Here is a 17,287-nt window from a genome sequence, read left to right as displayed (position 1 = left end):
GCCCCCGCAACGCGCTTCTTTATTCAGCAAGGCCCTTACGTGTCCCACCCCCTTCCTCCTTCCGATACATCCCCTGTACTTGCCCAGTCCGCGGAGGCTTTGCAGTGCGACGTGGCCGTCATCGGCGGTGGTCCGGCGGGTCTCATGGCCGCAGAAGTGTTGGCCCAGGCGGGGGTGGTCGTGCACGTGTTTGACGCCATGCCTTCGGTGGGGCGCAAGTTTCTGCTCGCGGGCAAGGGCGGCCTCAACCTCACGCATTCCGAGCCCCACGCGCCTTTTGTGAGTCGCTATGCCGGGCGCGAACCACAGATTGAGCCTCTGATTCAGGCTTTTGGCGGCCCTGAGCTGCGCGCTTGGGCGCAGGGGCTGGGGGTGGAGACCTTYGTSGGCACCTCGGGCCGCGTGTTYCCSACCGACATGAAGGCCGCGCCGYTGCTGCGCGCYTGGCTGCAGCGCCTGCGCGGGCAAGGGGTTCTGTTCCACATGCGCCACCGCTGGCTGGGCTGGGCCGAGGAGGGGGCGCTGCGCTTTGCCGCACCGGCAGGCGAGGTGCGGGTGGCCGCCAAGGCGGTGGTGCTGGCGCTGGGCGGCGGCAGCTGGGCACGCCTGGGGTCTGACGGTGCCTGGGTGCCGCTGCTGGCGCAGCGCGGCGTGGTTGTGGCTCCGCTGCGCCCGTCCAACTGCGGCTTTGATGTGCTGCGTGCAGACGCACCTGCGGGCGAGACGCGCCGCGCCTTTCTGCAGGAGCTGCTGGGCCGCACGCCTGCGCCCACCGTGGGCTGGACGCCGCATTTTGCCGAGAAGTTTGTGGGCCAGCCCTTCAAGACCGTGGCGCTCAGCTTTACCGACAGCCGGGGCCACAGCTTCAGCCGCCGGGGCGAGTTCGTGGTCACGGCCACAGGGATGGAGGGCAGCCTGGTCTATGCCGCCTCGCACCTCCTGCGCGACGAGGTGGAGGTCCATGGCCACGCCACGTTCCACCTCGACCTGCTGCCCGACCATGCGCCTGAGCGCGTGCTGGTGGAAGTGCGCCACCCGCGCGGTTCCCGGTCGCTCTCCAGCCACCTCAAGAGCCGCTTGGGCCTGGATGGCATCAAGGCGGGCATCCTGTACGAACACCTGGGCAAGGACGGAATGAACGACCCCGTGGCACTGGCCCATGCCATCAAAGCCTTGCCCATCACCGTGGTGGCCACGCGCCCGCTGGACGAGGCCATCAGCACGGCGGGCGGTGTGGCCTTCGAAGCGATGGACGCACACCTCATGGCGACGGCGTTACCAGGTGTGTTCTGCGCGGGAGAAATGCTGGACTGGGAGGCGCCCACCGGGGGCTATCTGCTGACCGCCAGCATGGCCAGCGGCCGTGTGGTGGGAGAGGGGGCGCTGCGCTGGCTAGGGCAGTCCGCAGGGGCTTGAGCGGCCGCTGAAGCGCACGGCGCGCTGTGGAAATACTGGAGAGAGGGAAGTTTTTGCGCGACCGCGCAAAAAGAAAGAAGAAGTTGACGAGCCTTACCCCCGGCACTGACTCCACAGTTAGGGCTGCTTGGTTCCCCACCTGACCCGGTTGGCCGCTTCACCATGCGAGGAGGCCCGTCACCGCTGATTGTACGTCGGATGGAGGCCCTGATTTTTCAGTGGCTGTTTTGTTTGCCCTGGTGGCGCCAGGGGCGCATGGCCCAGCCCGTAGAATCGACCGCATGTCCTACCTCGTGCTCGCCCGCAAGTACCGTCCCCGCAATTTCACCGAGATGGTGGGGCAGGAACATGTGGTCCAGGCCTTGTCGAATGCGCTGACCCAGCAGCGCCTGCACCACGCCTACCTGTTTACCGGTACGCGCGGCGTGGGCAAGACCACGGTGTCGCGCATCCTGGCCAAGTCGCTCAACTGCCAGGGGGTGGACGGCACTGGCGGCATCACCGCTACGCCCTGCGGCGTGTGCCAGGCCTGCACCGACATCGACAGCGGCCGCTTTGTGGACTACACCGAGCTGGACGCGGCCTCCAATCGGGGCGTGGACGAAGTGCAAAGCCTGCTGGAGCAGGCGGTCTACAAGCCGGTGCAGGGGCGCTTCAAGGTCTTCATGATCGACGAAGTGCACATGCTGACCAACACGGCGTTCAACGCCATGCTCAAGACGCTGGAAGAGCCGCCTGAGTACCTCAAGTTTGTGCTGGCCACGACCGACCCGCAGAAGGTGCCGGTCACGGTGCTGAGCCGTTGCCTGCAGTTCAACCTGCGCCCCATGGCGCCTGAAACTGTCCTCTCGCACCTCACGCAGGTGCTGGCGACCGAGAACGTGCCTGCCGAGCCCCAGGCGCTACGCTTGCTCTCACGCGCTGCGCGGGGCTCCATGCGCGATGCACTGTCGCTGACCGACCAGGCCATTGCCTTCGGTAGCGGCCAACTGCAGGAAGCCGGTGTGCGTCAGATGCTGGGTGCGGTGGACCGCTCCTATGTGTTCCGGCTCATTGAAGCTCTCGCCCAGGGCGACGGCAAGACGGTGGTGGAAACCTCGGACACGCTGCGCATGAATGGCCTGTCCGCTGCTTCCACGCTCGAAGAGATGAGCGCCGTGCTGCAGCGCATGGCCGTGTTCCAGGCCGTGCCCCAGATGGCCGGTGCCGTGGACGCAGACGACCCCGAGGCTGCTGAAACAGCCCGCCTGTCTGCACTGATGCCCGCCGATGAAACGCAGTTGCTCTACAGCCTGTGCCTGCACGGGCGCGGCGARYTGGGCCTGGCGCCCGACGAGTACGCGGCRCTSACCATGGTGCTGCTSMGKCTSCTGGCCTTCAAGCCTGTCAGCGGCGTCGGCGAATCGGCTGAAAAAAAAACTCTGACGCGGGCTGAAACGCCCCCCTCAGGTGCTGTTGCATCAACTACTGCAGCCCCTGCTGCAGTGGTGGCCACGCCAGGGCCTGTGGGGGGGGCAGCGGTGAAGCCCCCCCAGTCCCTGCCTGTGCCGTCGGCGCCTGCAGCTCCGGTGCGTGCTGCCCCGCCGGTCCCGTCTGCGGCCCCCGCGCCTGCAGTCCCGGCCCCCGTTCCGGCAGTGGCTGCAGGCACCGCACCTTCTGGCGCCGGAGACCATCCATCAGAGTCGTTCAACGATTCTGAGCCACCCCCATGGCCAGGTTCTGACGAGCCCGGTACTGTGACCACTGCGGCTTCACCCGCTGCCACGGCGTTGCCGGTACGCACCGCCGAGAGGTTTGAGCAAAATCCCGATGTAGCGCAATCATTCAAAGCACAGAATGCTCCTGAATATGTAGCAATCCCGGTGCGTGAGTCCCCCGAGCCCGGCGAGCGGTTGCAGCCGCTTCCACTGTCTGCACCGACCCCGGTATCTGCCCGCTACACCCCCACCGAAGAGGGGGACGTCTGGCATGCCACGGTGCAGCAACTGGTGGCAGCAGAGGCCATCACGGCGCTGGTGCGTGAACTGGCCCTGCAGTCGCAGCTGGTGGCGTGCGACGGTGGTCACTGGCTGTTGCGCGTCGAGCGCGAATCGCTCAACCAGCCCACGGCGCGCGAGCGCCTGCGTGCGGCCCTTGAAGCTGCGGGCCATGCGACCCAGATCAGCGTGGAAGTGGGCGTGGTCATCGACAGCCCCGCCCGTCGCAACGCCGCCGCCGCCGCCGAGCGCCAACGCCGCGCGGAAGAAATCGTGCACAACGATCCCTTCGTGCAATCGCTGATGCGTGACTACGGCGCGAGAATCGTGCCGGGCAGTATCAAGCCCGCGTGAGATGAAACACCCCCTGAGTCGCCTTCGGCGCCTTCCCCCTCTCTCGCTTCGCGGGAGGGGAACGCTCCCAGCGCGGCGGGGCGGCCCTTGCGCGGGAGCACTGGTCTGGGCAGCGGCAGTTTCGATGGCCGCTAACGGTGCAAAGCACAATACCGTGAATTTCGGATACTGAATTTCAGTCCCCACGTGGGAATCGATCAACCAGAAAGAAAGCAAAGGAAACCACACCATGTTCAACAAAGGACAACTCGCCGGCCTCATGAAGCAAGCCCAGGCGATGCAGGACAACCTCAAGAAGGCCCAGGACGAACTGGCTWTCATCGAGGTGGAGGGTGAATCGGGCGCGGGYCTSGTGAAGGTSGTSATGACCTGCAAGCACGACGTCAAGCGCATCACCATCGACCCGAGCCTSCTGGCCGASGACAAGGACATGCTSGAAGACCTGGTGGCKGCKGCSTTCAATGCSGCGGTGCGCAAGGCGGAGGAGACATCTTCGGAGAAGATGGGCAAGCTGACGCAAGGTATGCCTGGCCTCCCCGGCGGTATGAAGTTCCCTTTCTGAGGGTTGGCTACCGAGCGGGCCATCTGCGTCGTTGGGCGGTGCTCGCCATCCTCACGTACTTCAAGTACGTTCCGGTGGCTGTGCTCCGTCCGCCTAGCAGCTGATCCCGCTCGCTACGCCCTTGAGGGTGGGTGTAAAGGCAGGGGTAAATTCCCGTTGTTTTCCCGCATCCGTTTGGGCTTGGCCTGTTGAGCCTCGCTCCACTGCTTCGTACGACCTTACGCGCCTTATCTCCAGCCTTTCCATGTCCACCACCAACTCCCTCGACGTTCTGATCCAGGCGCTGCGCCGGTTGCCGGGGGTGGGGGTGAAGTCTGCGCAGCGCATGGCGTTTCATCTGTTGCAGCACGATCGCGAAGGGGCGCTGACCCTGTCGCGGGCGCTCTCGGAAGCGGTGGCCACCGTGCACCACTGCGCGCGTTGCCATACGTTCACCGAGGCCGAGGTGTGCAGCACCTGCCTGGACCCTGACCGCGATGCCACGCGGCTGTGCGTGGTCGAAACGCCCGCTGACCAGTCTGCACTGGAGCGCACGGGGGCCTTCAAGGGGTTGTACTTCGTGTTGATGGGGCGGCTCAGCCCGCTCGATGGTGTCGGTCCCAAGGAGATCGGCCTGCACAAGCTCATGGAGCGCGCAACGGATGGCACCGTTCAGGAGGTGATCCTGGCCACCAACTTCAATGCCGAGGGGGAGGCGACTGCGCATGTGATCAGCGAGGCGCTGAAGAGCCGTGGGTTGCATGTCACGCGGCTCGCGCGTGGCGTGCCTGTCGGCAGTGAGCTGGAGTACGTGGACCTGGGAACGATCGCGCATGCGCTGGTGGATCGCCGGTGACGCCAAGGCGCCTGCCAGCCCGTCGTCCCGACAATGTCTGCGGCTAAAATACTCTCAATTTAATAGCTACCAGCGCTTGTATTTGCTGCGCTGTTGCCCGCAAAAGCCTCGAAAATGAATACCACCTTGCACGTCGCGCGGTTCACCGTGGCCTATTGGTGCGTGCTGTTCGCAGCACTGCTGCCCATCGCTTGTGCCTGGTTGGCCAAAAGTGGCAACTTTGGCAAGTCCCGCAAAGAAGGCGGTTTTGACAACCACGATCCGCGCGGCTGGCTCTCGCGGCAGACTGACTGGCGCGGACGCGCCAACGCAGCGCAGGCCAACAGCTTTGAAGCGCTGCCGTTTTTCATCGGCGCGGTCATCATTGCGCACCTGCTGGGCGCGGGGCAGACGTTGCTGGACCTGCTGGCGTTGTTGTATGTCTTCCTGCGCATCTTCTACGTGATGATGTACGTGGCCGACATGCCGATGGCCCGCAGCGCAGTCTGGGCCGGTGGTTTTCTGGTCAATATTGCCATCCTGTTCATCGGTTACCGTTGAGCGCCCCGGGGGCGCGCCACCCGTCTTGCGGTGTGCTGCGGTTGAAGGCTGTCTATCGCGGTACGTAGTAACCCGCAGGGATTCACCCTGATGCGGTTTCGCCTGTGCTGCGGCACGATTGTTGCAATGCAGCATTGTCTTTTTGCCTGATTCCATGTCTCTGCCTCCACTCACCCGCCGCGCCTTTGGCGCCGTATCTGCCTTGTCGGCGGCTGCGGTGTGGGCGCCTGCCGTCCGGGTGCGTGCGCAGACCGATGGTGCTGCTCTCGGGCGAGTGACCGTGGCGGTCGGAGGGCAGGGCGTTCTGTACCACCTGCCGCTGGCGCTGGCCGATGCGCTGGGGTACTTCCGCCTCGAAGGTTTGGACGTGGTGGTGCGGGACTATTCGGCGGGAGCGCATGCTTGGCAGGCGGTACAGGACGGTGCGGCAGATGTCTGTTCCGGTGCCTTCGAGCACGTGTTGCGTGCGCAGGCGCGAGGTCATGCGTACCGCGCGCTGGTGCTGCAGGGGCGGGCCCCGCAGCTGGCTATGGGTGTGTCACTGCGGTCGGTGCCTGCGTACAAGGACCTGGGCGACCTGGCGGGGCGCAAGGTGGGAGTGTCGTCGGTGGGCTCATCCACCCACCTGGCAGCCAGCCTGATGCTGATGCGTGCGGGCGTGCCGTTGCGCGATGTGGGTTTTGTGGGGGTGGGCTCGGGCACCAATGCCATGAACGCGCTGCGTTCCGGCCAGGTGCATGCACTGTGCCATGCCGATCCCATCATGACCTTGCTGGAGCAGAAGGCTGACACCCGCATCGTGGGCGATATGCGCTCTCTCAAGGCAGGGCAGGACATGTTCGGTGGCACCATGCCCGCCAGCTGCCTGTATGCCCCGCAGGCCTTCATCCAGAAGCAGCCTGCCCAGGCCCAGGCATTGGTCAATGGCGTTGTGCATGCGCTCAAGTGGCTGCAGACGGCAGCACCGGCAGACCTGGTGAAGGCGGTGCCTCCCGCCTACCTGATGGGTGACCGGGGGCTCTATCTGGCGGCGTTCAGCCGGGTGCGCGAGACCTACTCCACCAACGGCCTGATGCCGGACGAAGGTCCGGCTACCGCACTGCGCGTGTTGTCGCGCGTGCTGCCCGAACTGGCCGAGGCCAAGGTCGAACTGGCGCGTACGTCCAGCAACGATCTGGTGCGCAAAGCCCGCCAAAAGTACAGCGTCTGACAAGCCGCTGCGGCGGGAGACCCCAAGGGCCTGCTTACCTCTCCTGCGAGACCGTCAACAGGCTCTGAGGGCCCTGGCATCGACTACAGTGTCAGCCGCCTGCCCACCTGCCACTGCACCGCAATCACACCGTGCGATACGCATTGCGCAGGCTACGCACGCAGCATTTGTGCTGCGCCATTCCCGTGCCATTTTTCAAGGACTATCCACCATGTCGCTGAGCCTCAGCATCGGCCCGCTCGTCTCCCTGATCGCAGGCATCCTCATCCTGGTCATGCCGCGTTTGCTCAGCACCATCGTGGCGCTTTATCTCATCATCATGGGAATCCTGGGGCTGCTGGGCATGCACACGCTCCGGTTCTGATGCATGGGCCCAGCGACCGGCCAAGCAATGCCGGGCTCGCCAGTCCCAGGCGGCTTTGCTGAGGCGTCTGCGGCTCAGCGGCGCTTGACCTTGGAGGGGGATCCGCCACGCCGCGCAGGCGCTGGAGCCTGGCGTTTGCCCGCAGTGGTGGCTGATGCGCGAGCGCTGCCGCCGCTGCTGCGCGCCTGACTCTGGCGCACCGGCAGGTACACCACAATCTGCTGGCCCACCTTGAATGCGGCATTCGCCCGCACATCGTTCCAGTCCGCCACGTTGGCGGCTGCCAACTTGTAGCGCCGCGCAATGCTGGCCACCGTGTCGCCCTTGCCGGCCCGCACCGTGGTGCGGCGGGTGACGATCTCGGGGGTAAGGCTCAGTTGGCCGTTGTCGGCCAAGTGGGACGACACGTCTTGCCGGGTGGTGGTGGAGCGGGGCACCATCAGCGCCGAGCCTGCTTTGATGAGCATGCGCGGCGGGATGTTGTTCATGCTGCGCAGATCCGCCTCGCTCATGCCGGCACGTTGTGCCGCCTCGGCCACCGTCATGGTGGTGGGCACAGACCACACGGTCCAGCTCGCGTACTGGCCTTCACGCTTGGCCTCCAGGTTGCGCTGGAAGACCTTGGCGTTGTCCCAGGGCAGCAGGATTTGTGGCGTCCCGGCGGCGAGGATCACGGGTCGCTTGTACGACGGGTTGAGGGCACGGAAGTCTTCCTCGCGAATACCCGCCAGTGTGGCCACCAGCGACACATCGATGTCGTGCGTGATGTCCACGGTCTGGAAGTAGGGGTGGTTCTCGATCAGTGGCAACTCTGTGCGGAAGGCATCGGGGTTGGCCACGATGTTCTTGACCGCCTGCAGCTTGGGCACATACATGCGGGTTTCCGCGGGCATGTTCAGGTCGGTGTAAGTGGTGCCCAGGCCCAGCTTCTGGTTGCGTGCAATGGCCCGGCTCACGCTGCCTTCACCCCAGTTGTAGGCGGCCAGSGCAAGSTGCCAGTCGCCAAACATGCCGTAGAGYTTTTGCAGGTAGTCGAGTGCCGCCCGGGTGGAGGCGAGCACGTCGCGGCGGTCGTCGCGGAAGGCGTTCTGCTTGAGGTCGAAATAATTGCCCGTAGCGGGCATGAACTGCCACATGCCTGCGGCCTTGGCGCTCGATACCGCTTGGGGGTTGAACGCGCTTTCAATGTAGGGCAGCAGCGCCAGTTCGGTCGGCATCCCCCGGCGTTCCAGCTCTTCAACTATATGGAACAGGTACTTGCTGGAACGCTCCGTCATGCGCTGCATGTAGTCGGGGCGCGTGGCATACCACTGCTCGCGGTCCTGTACCAGCTCATGCTGCAGGTCGGGCATGGCAAAGCCACGCCGGATGCGGTCCCACAAGTCGGCGGGGGCCGAGAGCGATGCCACCTCGCCACTCGTGGCTTGCGCAGCAGTGATGGGTTTGAGCGGGCCGTTGGGGATGACAGGGGTGTGGGGCGACGCAGGGCCCTTGGTGCTGGTGGTGTTTCCGCTGGCGGGCGCCTGGTCGGGCGTCGAGCCCGTAGTGGCGCAGCCTGTCAGCCACAAAAGGCCGGCCAGGCAGGCAATGTGCAAAATTTTCATCGGAACTCGTTTTTCCATTGACGCAGCGCGGCCAGCACCGCTACGGCGTCGTCAAGGGGCACCTGCGCGTCGTAGCCCTGGGCGGCTTGCGCCACCGGGCCCTGCCGCACGCGCAGAAAGGGGTTGATGTCTCGCTCCAGCGCCATGTGCGAAGGCAGTGTGGGCTGGTTCTGCTCCCGCAGGGCTTCGCATTGGCTGCTGTAGTGGAGCAGGGCGGCGTTGCCAGGTTCCACGGCCCGCGCAAACTTCAGGTTAGACAGTGTGTACTCGTGGGTGCAACACACCCGGGTGTTGCCAGGCAGTGCCGCCAGCCGGTCCAGCGAGTCGAGCATTTGCGCAGGTGTGCCTTCAAACAGCCGGCCACAACCGCCTGAGAACAGCGTATCGCCACAAAAAAGCAGGGGCGCTCCGTCCATCTCGCGACAGTAGTAGGCAATGTGGCCCGCCGTGTGCCCTGGCACGTCGATGACTTGGAACTGAAGCCCCAGCGCGTTGACGGTATCGCCTTGCGCCAGCCGCTCCAGCGGCTCGGGCATGCGCTCCCGCGCTGGGCCATACACCCTTGCACCGGTGGCTTGGCGCAGGGCATCGACTCCGCCGACATGATCGGCATGGTGGTGCGTGACTAGAATGGCTTGCAATGACAGGCCCCAGCGGTGCAAGGCCTGCTCCACCGGCGCGGCTTCTCCCGGGTCCACAACGATGGCCTGGCGGCCGTCGTGCAGCATCCAGATGTAGTTGTCGGTAAAGGCGGGCAGCGGTAGCAAGTTCATGAGCGATCAAATTATAGGTTTGCACCACTGGTTCGACTCCCCCCCTGGCCGCTACCTGCTCGCATGGGAGCAGGCACGCTTTGACGAGGCGGTGGCCGATATTTTTGGCTATCACAGTCTCCAGCTCGGCATGCCGCTGCTGGACGGCCTGCGCGCCAACCGCATGCCCCACCAGTGGCTGGCGATGGGGCAGGAGGCCGTGGAGGGCTCCATCGCCTTTGTGGAGACCGGTGATGACGATGGGCCGCTGCAGCGCCGCGCGGTGGACCTGCTCACCGAGCCTGTGGCCTTGCCCTTCCCCGCAGCGAGCCTGGACCTGCTGGTGTTGCCCCACACGCTGGAGTTGAGCATCGACCCCCATGCCGCGCTGCGCGAGGTGGAGCGGGTGCTGGTCCCTGAAGGGCGTGTGGTCATCAGCGGCCTGAACCCCACCAGCCTGTGGGGCCTGCGGCAGCGGCGCGCGCGGCTGTACCAGCGCCTGGGGCGGGGCACGCTGTATCTGCCCGACGTGGGCGAGTTCATCGGCTATCGCCGCCTGCGCGATTGGCTGCGGCTTTTGAACTTCGAGGTCGAATCTGCCCGATTTGGCTGTTATCGTCCAGCGGTGCGCAGCGCGCAGTGGCTGGAGCGTTTTGGCTGGATGGACCCTTTGGGTGAGAAATGGTGGCCCATTCTGGGTGCCGCGTATTTTCTGGTGGCCGTCAAACGGGTGCATGGCATGCGTTTGCTGGAGCCCGCCTGGCGCACCCACCGCCAGCGTGCTGCGGGCACCGTGCCCATCGCCAACCGGGTGTCTCAAAGCGGGGTGAATCCTTCGCGCACTGCGCCCACTGCAGCCCGGCACAAGCCTTGAGCACAGCCTTTCGCGGTTGCCTTGGGCTTCCATGCCCCGTCATGGCAACCATCCACCTCATTGTCAGGAACAGAGTTTGAACCAGGTAGAGATTTACACCGATGGCGCCTGCAAGGGCAATCCGGGCCCCGGCGGGTGGGGCGTGTTACTGCGCTCCGGAGCGACCGAAAAAGAGCTGTTTGGCGGCGAACTGGGTACCACCAACAACCGCATGGAGCTGATGGCGGTGATCGAGGCGCTGTCGGCCCTCAAGCGACCCTGTGCCGTGACGCTGTACCTGGACAGCGAGTACGTGCGCAAGGGCATTACCGAGTGGATCCATGGCTGGAAGGCCAAGGGCTGGCGCACGGCCTCCAAGCAGCCGGTCAAGAACGTGGAGCTGTGGCAGCGGCTGGATGCGCTGGTCAGCACCGGCGGGCACCRCATCGAATGGCGCTGGGTGAAAGGGCATTCGGGCGACCCGGGCAATGAGCGGGCCGACGCGCTGGCCAACCGGGGCGTGGACCAGGCTCTGGGCCGCAGGTAGATCCATTGCCAGCTGCTCACCGCATGCAAGCCTCTTCGGAGGCTTTTTTTGTGCCCGCGTCCGATGCGGCCAGTACGGCCTTCACGCACCAGCGGCGAATGCTCCGGGATATTGCTGCGGGTGGCTGCGACTGCACACACCCACTGTTACATTGTGTGACTGCGCATCCCACCTCACTGGATTGATTGACCCATGGCGTCCAAGAGCAAGTACAAGTACCTCGTTTTCGCTGTCATCGGCATCGCTGCCGCATCGGGCGCTGCCTGGTGGCTGCAGAAGCCCGTGCAGCCGCAGCAGCGTGCCGAGGCCGGGGCGGGCGGTGCAGGCGCTGGCGCTGGCGCATCGGCTGGTGGCGCTACGCCCGCCGGTGCTGGCCGCCCCGTGGCCGTGGAAACGGTGACCGTGCGGCAGATGGCGCTGCGCGACGATGCCGAAGCCGTGGGAAGCCTGCGGTCGCGCCAGAGCGTGATGCTGCGGCCCGAGGTGGGCGGGCGCATCACCCAGCTCAACTTCCGTGACGGCCAGCGTGTGCGGCGCGGGCAAGTGCTGGTGCAGCTGGATGACCAATTGCCGCGTGCGCAGATCCAGCAAAGCCAGGCCGAGTTGTCGATTGCGCGGGCCAACCACAAGCGCAATCAGGAGCTGGTGGCCCAGGGCTTCATCAGCCAGCGTTCGGTGGACGAGAGTGCGGCCAACCTGGAAGTGGCCCAGGCCAAGCTGGCTTTGGCCCAGGCCACGGCCCAGCGCCTGAAGATCCTGGCCCCGTTCGATGGTATCGCAGGCATTCGGGGCGTGAACGTGGGCGACTACCTCAAGGACGGGGCCGATATCGTCAACATCGAAGACCTTGATGCGGTGTATGTCGATTTCCGCCTGCCCGAGCGGTTGCAGGGCAAGGTGCGCCCGGGGCAGACCGCGCAGGTCACCTTTGATGCACTGCCGGGCGCGCGTTACGCCGCCGTGGTGCAGGCCATCAGCCCACAGATCGATGCGGATGGGCGGGCCATCGCGGTGCGTGGCTGCATCGACAACCGCCGCCTGCAGCTGCGCCCCGGCATGTTCGCGCGGGTGACGACCGTGTTTTCCGAACGCAGCGACGCGCTTGTGGTGCCCGAGGAAGCCATCGTGCCCGACGGCACCAGCCCCTATGTGCTCAAGGTGGTAGAAGGCAAGGAGCCCAGCAGCAAGGTGACGCGCCGCACGCCGGTCAAACTGGGCGTCCGTTCACCTGGGTGGGTGGAGGTGGTGGACGGCTTGAGCGCCGGAGACCTGGTGGTCACGGCGGGCCAGCAGCGCATCCGCAAGGACGGCACCGAGGTGCGCGTGGTGGAGCTGGGCAAGCAGGGCAACGGTGGTGCGGCGGCCGCGGCAACGCGGCCGGCTCCGGGCGCTTCAGGTGCTGCGACTGGGGCGGGCCAAAAGGCATCGCCGGTGGCTGATGCGCCTGCGCAGAGCACCTCTGCGGCATCGGCATCTCCATCTCCTTCTGCCGCCCCCTCGGTGGCCCGCGTGATGGCGGCTCGCAGCGAACCCGATCCGCTGCCCGGCCCCAACCCTTGCCAGCTGGCCGGAACCTCCAGCCGGTCCACGCCCACTGGCAGCCGCCCTCCCGTCTGACGGACTGCCGTCCTTACCCTCTGATGCCTCTGGACTGCCATGCAACTCGCTGAAATCTCCATCCGCCGGCCGGTGTTTGCCACCGTGCTGTCACTGCTGGTGCTGTTGATTGGCGCGGTGAGCTTCACACGCCTGTCCGTGCGCGAATACCCCAAGATCGACGAACCCGTGGTCACCGTCAGCGTGCGGTATGCGGGCGCGTCGGCCGAGGTCATCGAATCGCAGGTGACCAAGCCGCTCGAAGACTCCATCGCCGGTATCGACGCCGTGGATGTGATCACCTCCATCAGCCGGGCCGAGCAAAGCCAGATCAGCGTGCGCTTTCGCCTGGAGAAGGACGCTGACAACGCCGCCGCTGAAGTGCGCGACCGCACCGCCCGTGTGCGCAACCGCCTGCCGCTCGCGGTGGATGAGCCCGTGATTGCCAAGGTGGAGGCCGATGCATCGCCCGTGCTGTGGCTCGCCTTCAGCAGCGATACACGGAGCCCGCTGGAGATCAATGACCTGATCAACCGCATCGTCAAGCCCCGTTTGCAGACGGTGACCGGTGTGGCGGATGTGCCGATTTATGGCGAGCGCAAATACGCCATGCGCGTGTGGCTGGACCCCGAGCGCATGGCCGGCTATCGCTTGACCACGCAGGACGTGGAAGACGCCATCCGCCRCAACAACCTGGAACTGCCAGCAGGCCGCATTGAATCGCAGCAGCGCGAGTTCAGCGTGACGTCCCAGACCGACCTGAAAACCCCAGCACAGTTTTCCGACATCGTGATCCGCACGGTCAATGGGTTTTCAGTACGCGTGCGTGATGTGGCCCGGGTTGAAGAAGGCCCTGCCAGCGACCGCAGCCGCGTGCGGCTCAATGGCCGCGATGCGATCTCGGTGGGTGTGATCCGCCAGGCCACGGCCAACCCGCTGGAGCTGTCCAAAGGCGTGCGCGACATGATCCCCTTGCTCAAGGCCGACCTGCCGCCAGACATCGGTATCGACATTGCCAACGACAACTCGCTGTTCATCGACCGCTCCATCAAGAGCGTGTACTCCACCATCATCGAGGCCGTGGTGCTGGTGGCCCTGGTGATCTTTGTGTTCTTGCGCACGTTCCGTGCGTCCATCATCCCCATCATCACCATCCCGGTCAGCCTGGTGGGCAGTTTTGCGCTGATGTCGCTGGCCGGCTTTTCGATCAACACGCTCACGCTGCTGGCGCTGGTGCTGGCCATTGGCCTGGTGGTGGACGACGCCATCGTGATGCTGGAGAACATCTACCGCCACATCGAAGAGGGGCTCGACCCGTTTTCTGCCGCCATCAAGGGCGCACGCGAAATCGGCTTTGCCATCGTGGCCATGACGCTCACGCTGGTGGCGGTGTATGCGCCACTCGCATTCACACCCGGCCGCACGGGGCGCTTGTTCGTGGAGTTTGCGCTGGCGCTGGCCGGGGCCGTGGTGGTGTCGGGCTTTGTGGCGTTGACGCTCTCGCCCATGATGTGCTCGCTGCTGCTCAAGCACAACCCGAATCCCAATTGGTTTGACCRCTCCATGGAGCGTTGGCTTACCGCACTCTCGGATGCCTATGGCCGCCTGCTGCGCTGGATCGTCACGGCCCGCTGGGGTGGTGCGGGCGCGGGGCGCAGTGGCGTGCGGGGTGCGCTGTTCCAGGCCCGCTGGATCGTGCTGGGCGTCATGGCCCTGAGCGGCGCGGCGCTGGTGCTGGTGTTCCCCAGCATGCGGCAGGAGCTGTCGCCGCTGGAAGACCGGGGCACCATTTTGGCCAGTGTGACCGCGCCCGACGGCGCTACGCTGGACTACACCAACCGCTATGCGCTGGAGCTGGAAAAGATCGGCAACACCTACCCCGAATTCGATCGCGTGTTTGCCAACATCGGCAACCCCACGGTGGCGCAAGGCAGCGTGATCTACCGCACCGTGGACTGGGAAAAGCGCGACCGCACCACGCTGGCCCTGGCCAAGGAGCTGCAGCCCAAGGTGGCGGGCCTGCCCGGCGTGAATGCCTTCCTGATCACGCCGCCATCGCTGGGCCAGGGCTTTCGCTCGCGGCCACTCACCTACGTGATCCAGACCTCGGACAGCTACGAAAACCTGAGCAAGGTGGTGGCTGCCTTCATGGCCGAGATTGCGCAGAACCCCGGCATCGTGTCCCCCGACGTGGACCTGCGCCTGAACAAGCCCGAGCTGCGGATCGAGGTCAACCGTGAACGCGCCGCCGACATGGGGGTGAGCGTGGAAGTGGTGGCCAAAGCCATCGAGACCATGCTGGGCGGCCGCACCGTCACACGTTACAAACGCGATGCCGAGCAGTACGACGTGATCGTGCAGACCGAGGCGCGGGGCCGCACCACGCCCGAGAACATCGACACCATCTATGTGCGCGGCCGCAACGACGCGATGATCCCGCTGACCAGCCTGGTCAACGTGCGCGAAAGCGTGAGCCCGCGCGAGCTGAACCACTTTGGTCAGCGCCGCTCGGCCACCATCACGGCCAACCTGTCGTCCGACTACTCGCTGGGCCAGGCCATCACCTTCATGAACGAGACGGCGGCCAGGGTGCTCAAGCCCGGCTACACCACCGACCTGAACGACACCTCGCGCGAGTTCAAGAACTCGCAGGGTGCCCTGGGCGTGGTGTTTGTGCTGGCGCTGGTGTTCATCTTCCTGGTGCTGGCGGCGCAGTTCGAGAGCTTCATCGACCCRCTCGTCATCATGGTGTCGGTGCCGCTGTCGATGATCGGCGCACTGCTGGCGCTCAAATGGAGCGGCGGCTCGCTCAACGTGTATTCGCAGATCGGGCTGATCACGCTCGTGGGGCTGATCACCAAACACGGCATCCTGATCGTGGAGTTCACCAACCAGCTGCGCGAAGAGGGCATGGAGATGGTGGACGCGCTGGTCAAGGCCTCGGCCCAGCGACTGCGCCCCATCCTGATGACCACGGGGGCCATGGTGCTGGGCGCTATTCCCCTGGCTTTGGCCACGGGCGCTGGCGCCGAAACGCGCACCCAGATCGGCTGGGTGATTGTGGGTGGCATGTCGCTGGGCACGCTGCTCACCATTTTTGTGGTGCCCACCATGTACACGCTGTTTGCCCGCAAGGCGGTGCCAGGGGCCAACACAGCCGTGGCCGTGGATCAGCCGGCCCACCCGCTGCACCCGCACGACTATGTGGCCAAGTAGCCTTCAGTGGGAGTGCAAAGCGAGCTGCCAAAACAGCAAAAGCAAAGCAAGACAAGAAAGGGCCCGGCAGGGCCCTTTCTGCTTTCTGTTGTGCAGTGCCAGCGTGAGGACGGTCTGGGTCCAGCGGGTTGCAGTGCGGGTGGCTTAGGCCAGCACCGCCTGCACCGCGTCCTGCAATTCCTGGCCGCTCTGCGGGCGCACCAGGCGTGCCACCTCCTTGCCGTCCTTCATAAAGACCAGTGTTGGCCACAGCTTCACACCGAACGTGCGGCCCAGGCGCTGGCCAGGGCCGTCTTCCACCTTGACGTGGGCAATGTCCGCGTGGTCCTTCAGTGCGGCTTCGATCAATGGCTGGGCGCGCTGGCAGTGGCCGCACCAGGGGGTACCGAACTCGACCACTGTGGCGCCGGGCAGGCGGTCCACATCGTCTCGGGATGGGGATTGTGCAAGGTGTTGGGCGGCGTAGGGCATGGCGTGATTCGCGGTTTGTGAACAGGGCGAGAGGCTGGTTTCAGGTTACCTTGGCGGCCGATGGCATGCACCGGCTGGCGGCGCATTGCCGTGTCAGATCACGCCCTCAAACACCATCACGTCCACTGCATCGCCCACCGCCACATTGCCCTGCCCGTGGTGCAACACGATGAGCCCGTTGGCATGCACCATGGAGCTGAGCACGCCCGAGCCCTGGTTGCCGGTGGTGCGCACCTGCAGCGTGCCGTCGGCTGCGGCGGTGACCAGGCCACGCTGGTATTCGGTGCGGCCGGGCTTCTTGCGCATGGGCTCGGTGCTGATGGCGCGCAGCAGCGGGGGCGCCGCGCGGGTACATCCCATCATGCGCAGCAGGGCGGGGCGCACAAAGGCGAGAAAGGTCACCATCACCGCCACGGGGTTGCCGGGCAGCCCGAAGAGCACTGCGCCACCGGGGGCTGTATTGATATCAGTATTGATATTATTTTGATAGCTGTCAGCGCTTGATGCACTAGCGCTTGAGGCCGAAACGGCTTGATTTTCTGCGTTGCCGATGTGCCCCACGGCCATAGGGCGGCCCGGGCGCATGGCGATGCGCCAGAAGGCCACGTCGCCCAGCTTTTTCATCATGGTGCGGGTGTGGTCGGCCTCGCCCACACTCACGCCGCCGCTGGTGATGATGGCGTCGGCCTGCTGGGCCGCCTGGCGAAAGGCAGCTTCGAGCAGTGCAGGCTCGTCACGCACCACGCCCAGGTCAATCACCTCCACCCCCATGCGCGTGAGCAGGCCGAACACGGTGTAGCGGTTGCTGTCATACACGGCGCCTTCGCGGGGAGCCTCGCCCAGGCTCAGGATCTCATCGCCGGTGGAGAAGTACGCCACCCGCAGTCGACGGACCACCGTGACGCTGGGCAGGCCCAGGCTGGCCACCAGGCCCAGGGCGGCGGGCGTCAGCAGTTCGCCACGGGCCAGGGCCACGCGGCCTTCCATGATG

General features: G+C 65.5%; 15 protein-coding genes and 1 other RNA gene. 11 read left to right on the top strand and 5 right to left on the bottom strand.

Annotated features, from left to right (window positions below):
* The first annotated feature begins 99 nt into the window (after window positions 1–99).
* A complete protein-coding gene (locus AC04MI_RS11910; protein ID WP_056067270.1) occupies window positions 100–1,416 on the top strand; it encodes a TIGR03862 family flavoprotein in 1,317 nt (438 codons plus the stop codon).
* A gap of 82 nt (window positions 1,417–1,498) precedes the next feature.
* Here AC04MI_RS11910 and ffs read toward each other — a convergent pair.
* Window positions 1,499–1,595: signal recognition particle sRNA small type (gene ffs / locus AC04MI_RS11905), an RNA gene on the bottom strand.
* 102 nt (window positions 1,596–1,697) lie between these two features.
* On the opposite strand from ffs, the gene dnaX reads away from it, so the two are divergent.
* The 6 genes from dnaX (at window position 1,698) to AC04MI_RS11875 (ending at window position 7,257) form a co-directional block, all read left to right on the top strand.
* Entirely contained in the window at window positions 1,698–3,746 is a 2,049-nt protein-coding gene (gene dnaX, locus AC04MI_RS11900) for a DNA polymerase III subunit gamma/tau (RefSeq protein ID WP_476497862.1), read from the top strand.
* 229 nt (window positions 3,747–3,975) lie between these two features.
* On the top strand, window positions 3,976–4,308 hold the full coding sequence (locus AC04MI_RS11895) for a YbaB/EbfC family nucleoid-associated protein (protein WP_476497861.1): 333 nt from the start codon (window positions 3,976–3,978) through the stop codon (window positions 4,306–4,308).
* Window positions 4,309–4,552: 244 nt separating this feature from the next.
* Window positions 4,553–5,143, top strand: coding sequence for a recombination mediator RecR (recR, locus tag AC04MI_RS11890; protein ID WP_436075431.1), 591 nt, complete (start codon window positions 4,553–4,555; stop codon window positions 5,141–5,143).
* A 114-nt stretch (window positions 5,144–5,257) separates the two neighbouring features.
* On the top strand, window positions 5,258–5,683 hold the full coding sequence (locus tag AC04MI_RS11885) for an MAPEG family protein (protein ID WP_056743563.1): 426 nt from the start codon (window positions 5,258–5,260) through the stop codon (window positions 5,681–5,683).
* Window positions 5,684–5,837: 154 nt separating this feature from the next.
* The gene (locus AC04MI_RS11880) at window positions 5,838–6,893 is read left to right on the top strand and encodes an ABC transporter substrate-binding protein (protein WP_436078521.1); all 1,056 of its coding nucleotides are present in this window, start codon (window positions 5,838–5,840) and stop codon (window positions 6,891–6,893) included.
* A 211-nt stretch (window positions 6,894–7,104) separates the two neighbouring features.
* Window positions 7,105–7,257, top strand: coding sequence for a DUF3096 domain-containing protein (locus AC04MI_RS11875; protein WP_015013605.1), 153 nt, complete (start codon window positions 7,105–7,107; stop codon window positions 7,255–7,257).
* A 74-nt stretch (window positions 7,258–7,331) separates the two neighbouring features.
* On the opposite strand, the gene AC04MI_RS11870 is transcribed toward AC04MI_RS11875, so the two are convergent.
* Together AC04MI_RS11870 and gloB are read right to left on the bottom strand one after the other, a co-directional pair.
* Window positions 7,332–8,861 carry a transglycosylase SLT domain-containing protein gene (locus tag AC04MI_RS11870; protein WP_476497860.1) on the bottom strand — a complete coding sequence of 510 codons (1,530 nt, stop codon included), beginning with the start codon at window positions 8,859–8,861 and terminating at the stop codon, window positions 7,332–7,334.
* Complete coding sequence (gloB, locus tag AC04MI_RS11865) at window positions 8,858–9,634, bottom strand: hydroxyacylglutathione hydrolase (protein ID WP_260666994.1); 777 nt, start codon at window positions 9,632–9,634, stop codon at window positions 8,858–8,860. The genes AC04MI_RS11870 and gloB overlap by 4 nt, the downstream gene beginning before the upstream one ends.
* On the opposite strand from gloB, the gene AC04MI_RS11860 reads away from it, so the two are divergent.
* The 4 genes from AC04MI_RS11860 (at window position 9,633) to AC04MI_RS11845 (ending at window position 15,825) form a co-directional block, all read left to right on the top strand.
* Window positions 9,633–10,487, top strand: coding sequence for a class I SAM-dependent methyltransferase (locus tag AC04MI_RS11860; protein ID WP_233193722.1), 855 nt, complete (start codon window positions 9,633–9,635; stop codon window positions 10,485–10,487). The genes gloB and AC04MI_RS11860 overlap by 2 nt on opposite strands.
* 76 nt (window positions 10,488–10,563) lie before the next feature.
* Window positions 10,564–11,013: a ribonuclease HI gene (gene rnhA, locus AC04MI_RS11855; RefSeq protein WP_476497859.1), complete on the top strand. Its 450-nt coding sequence runs from the start codon at window positions 10,564–10,566 to the stop codon at window positions 11,011–11,013.
* Window positions 11,014–11,205: 192 nt separating this feature from the next.
* Window positions 11,206–12,630: an efflux RND transporter periplasmic adaptor subunit gene (locus AC04MI_RS11850; RefSeq protein WP_395455279.1), complete on the top strand. Its 1,425-nt coding sequence runs from the start codon at window positions 11,206–11,208 to the stop codon at window positions 12,628–12,630.
* A 39-nt stretch (window positions 12,631–12,669) separates the two neighbouring features.
* Window positions 12,670–15,825 (top strand): efflux RND transporter permease subunit, encoded by a 3,156-nt coding sequence (locus tag AC04MI_RS11845; RefSeq protein ID WP_476497858.1) that lies wholly within the window; start codon window positions 12,670–12,672, stop codon window positions 15,823–15,825.
* Window positions 15,826–15,969: 144 nt separating this feature from the next.
* Here the strand turns inward: AC04MI_RS11845 and AC04MI_RS11840 are convergent, their stop codons facing one another.
* Window positions 15,970–16,296, bottom strand: coding sequence for a thioredoxin family protein (locus AC04MI_RS11840; protein ID WP_436078524.1), 327 nt, complete (start codon window positions 16,294–16,296; stop codon window positions 15,970–15,972).
* 93 nt (window positions 16,297–16,389) lie between these two features.
* The coding region (locus AC04MI_RS11835) for a molybdopterin molybdotransferase MoeA (RefSeq protein WP_476497857.1) at window positions 16,390–17,287 on the bottom strand (898 nt) is incomplete at its 5' end.

This window comes from Acidovorax sp. LjRoot204 (genome assembly GCF_056175785.1).
The sequence above is the reverse complement of the archived record's forward strand: the minus strand, read 5'-3'. Positions and strand labels throughout refer to the sequence as shown.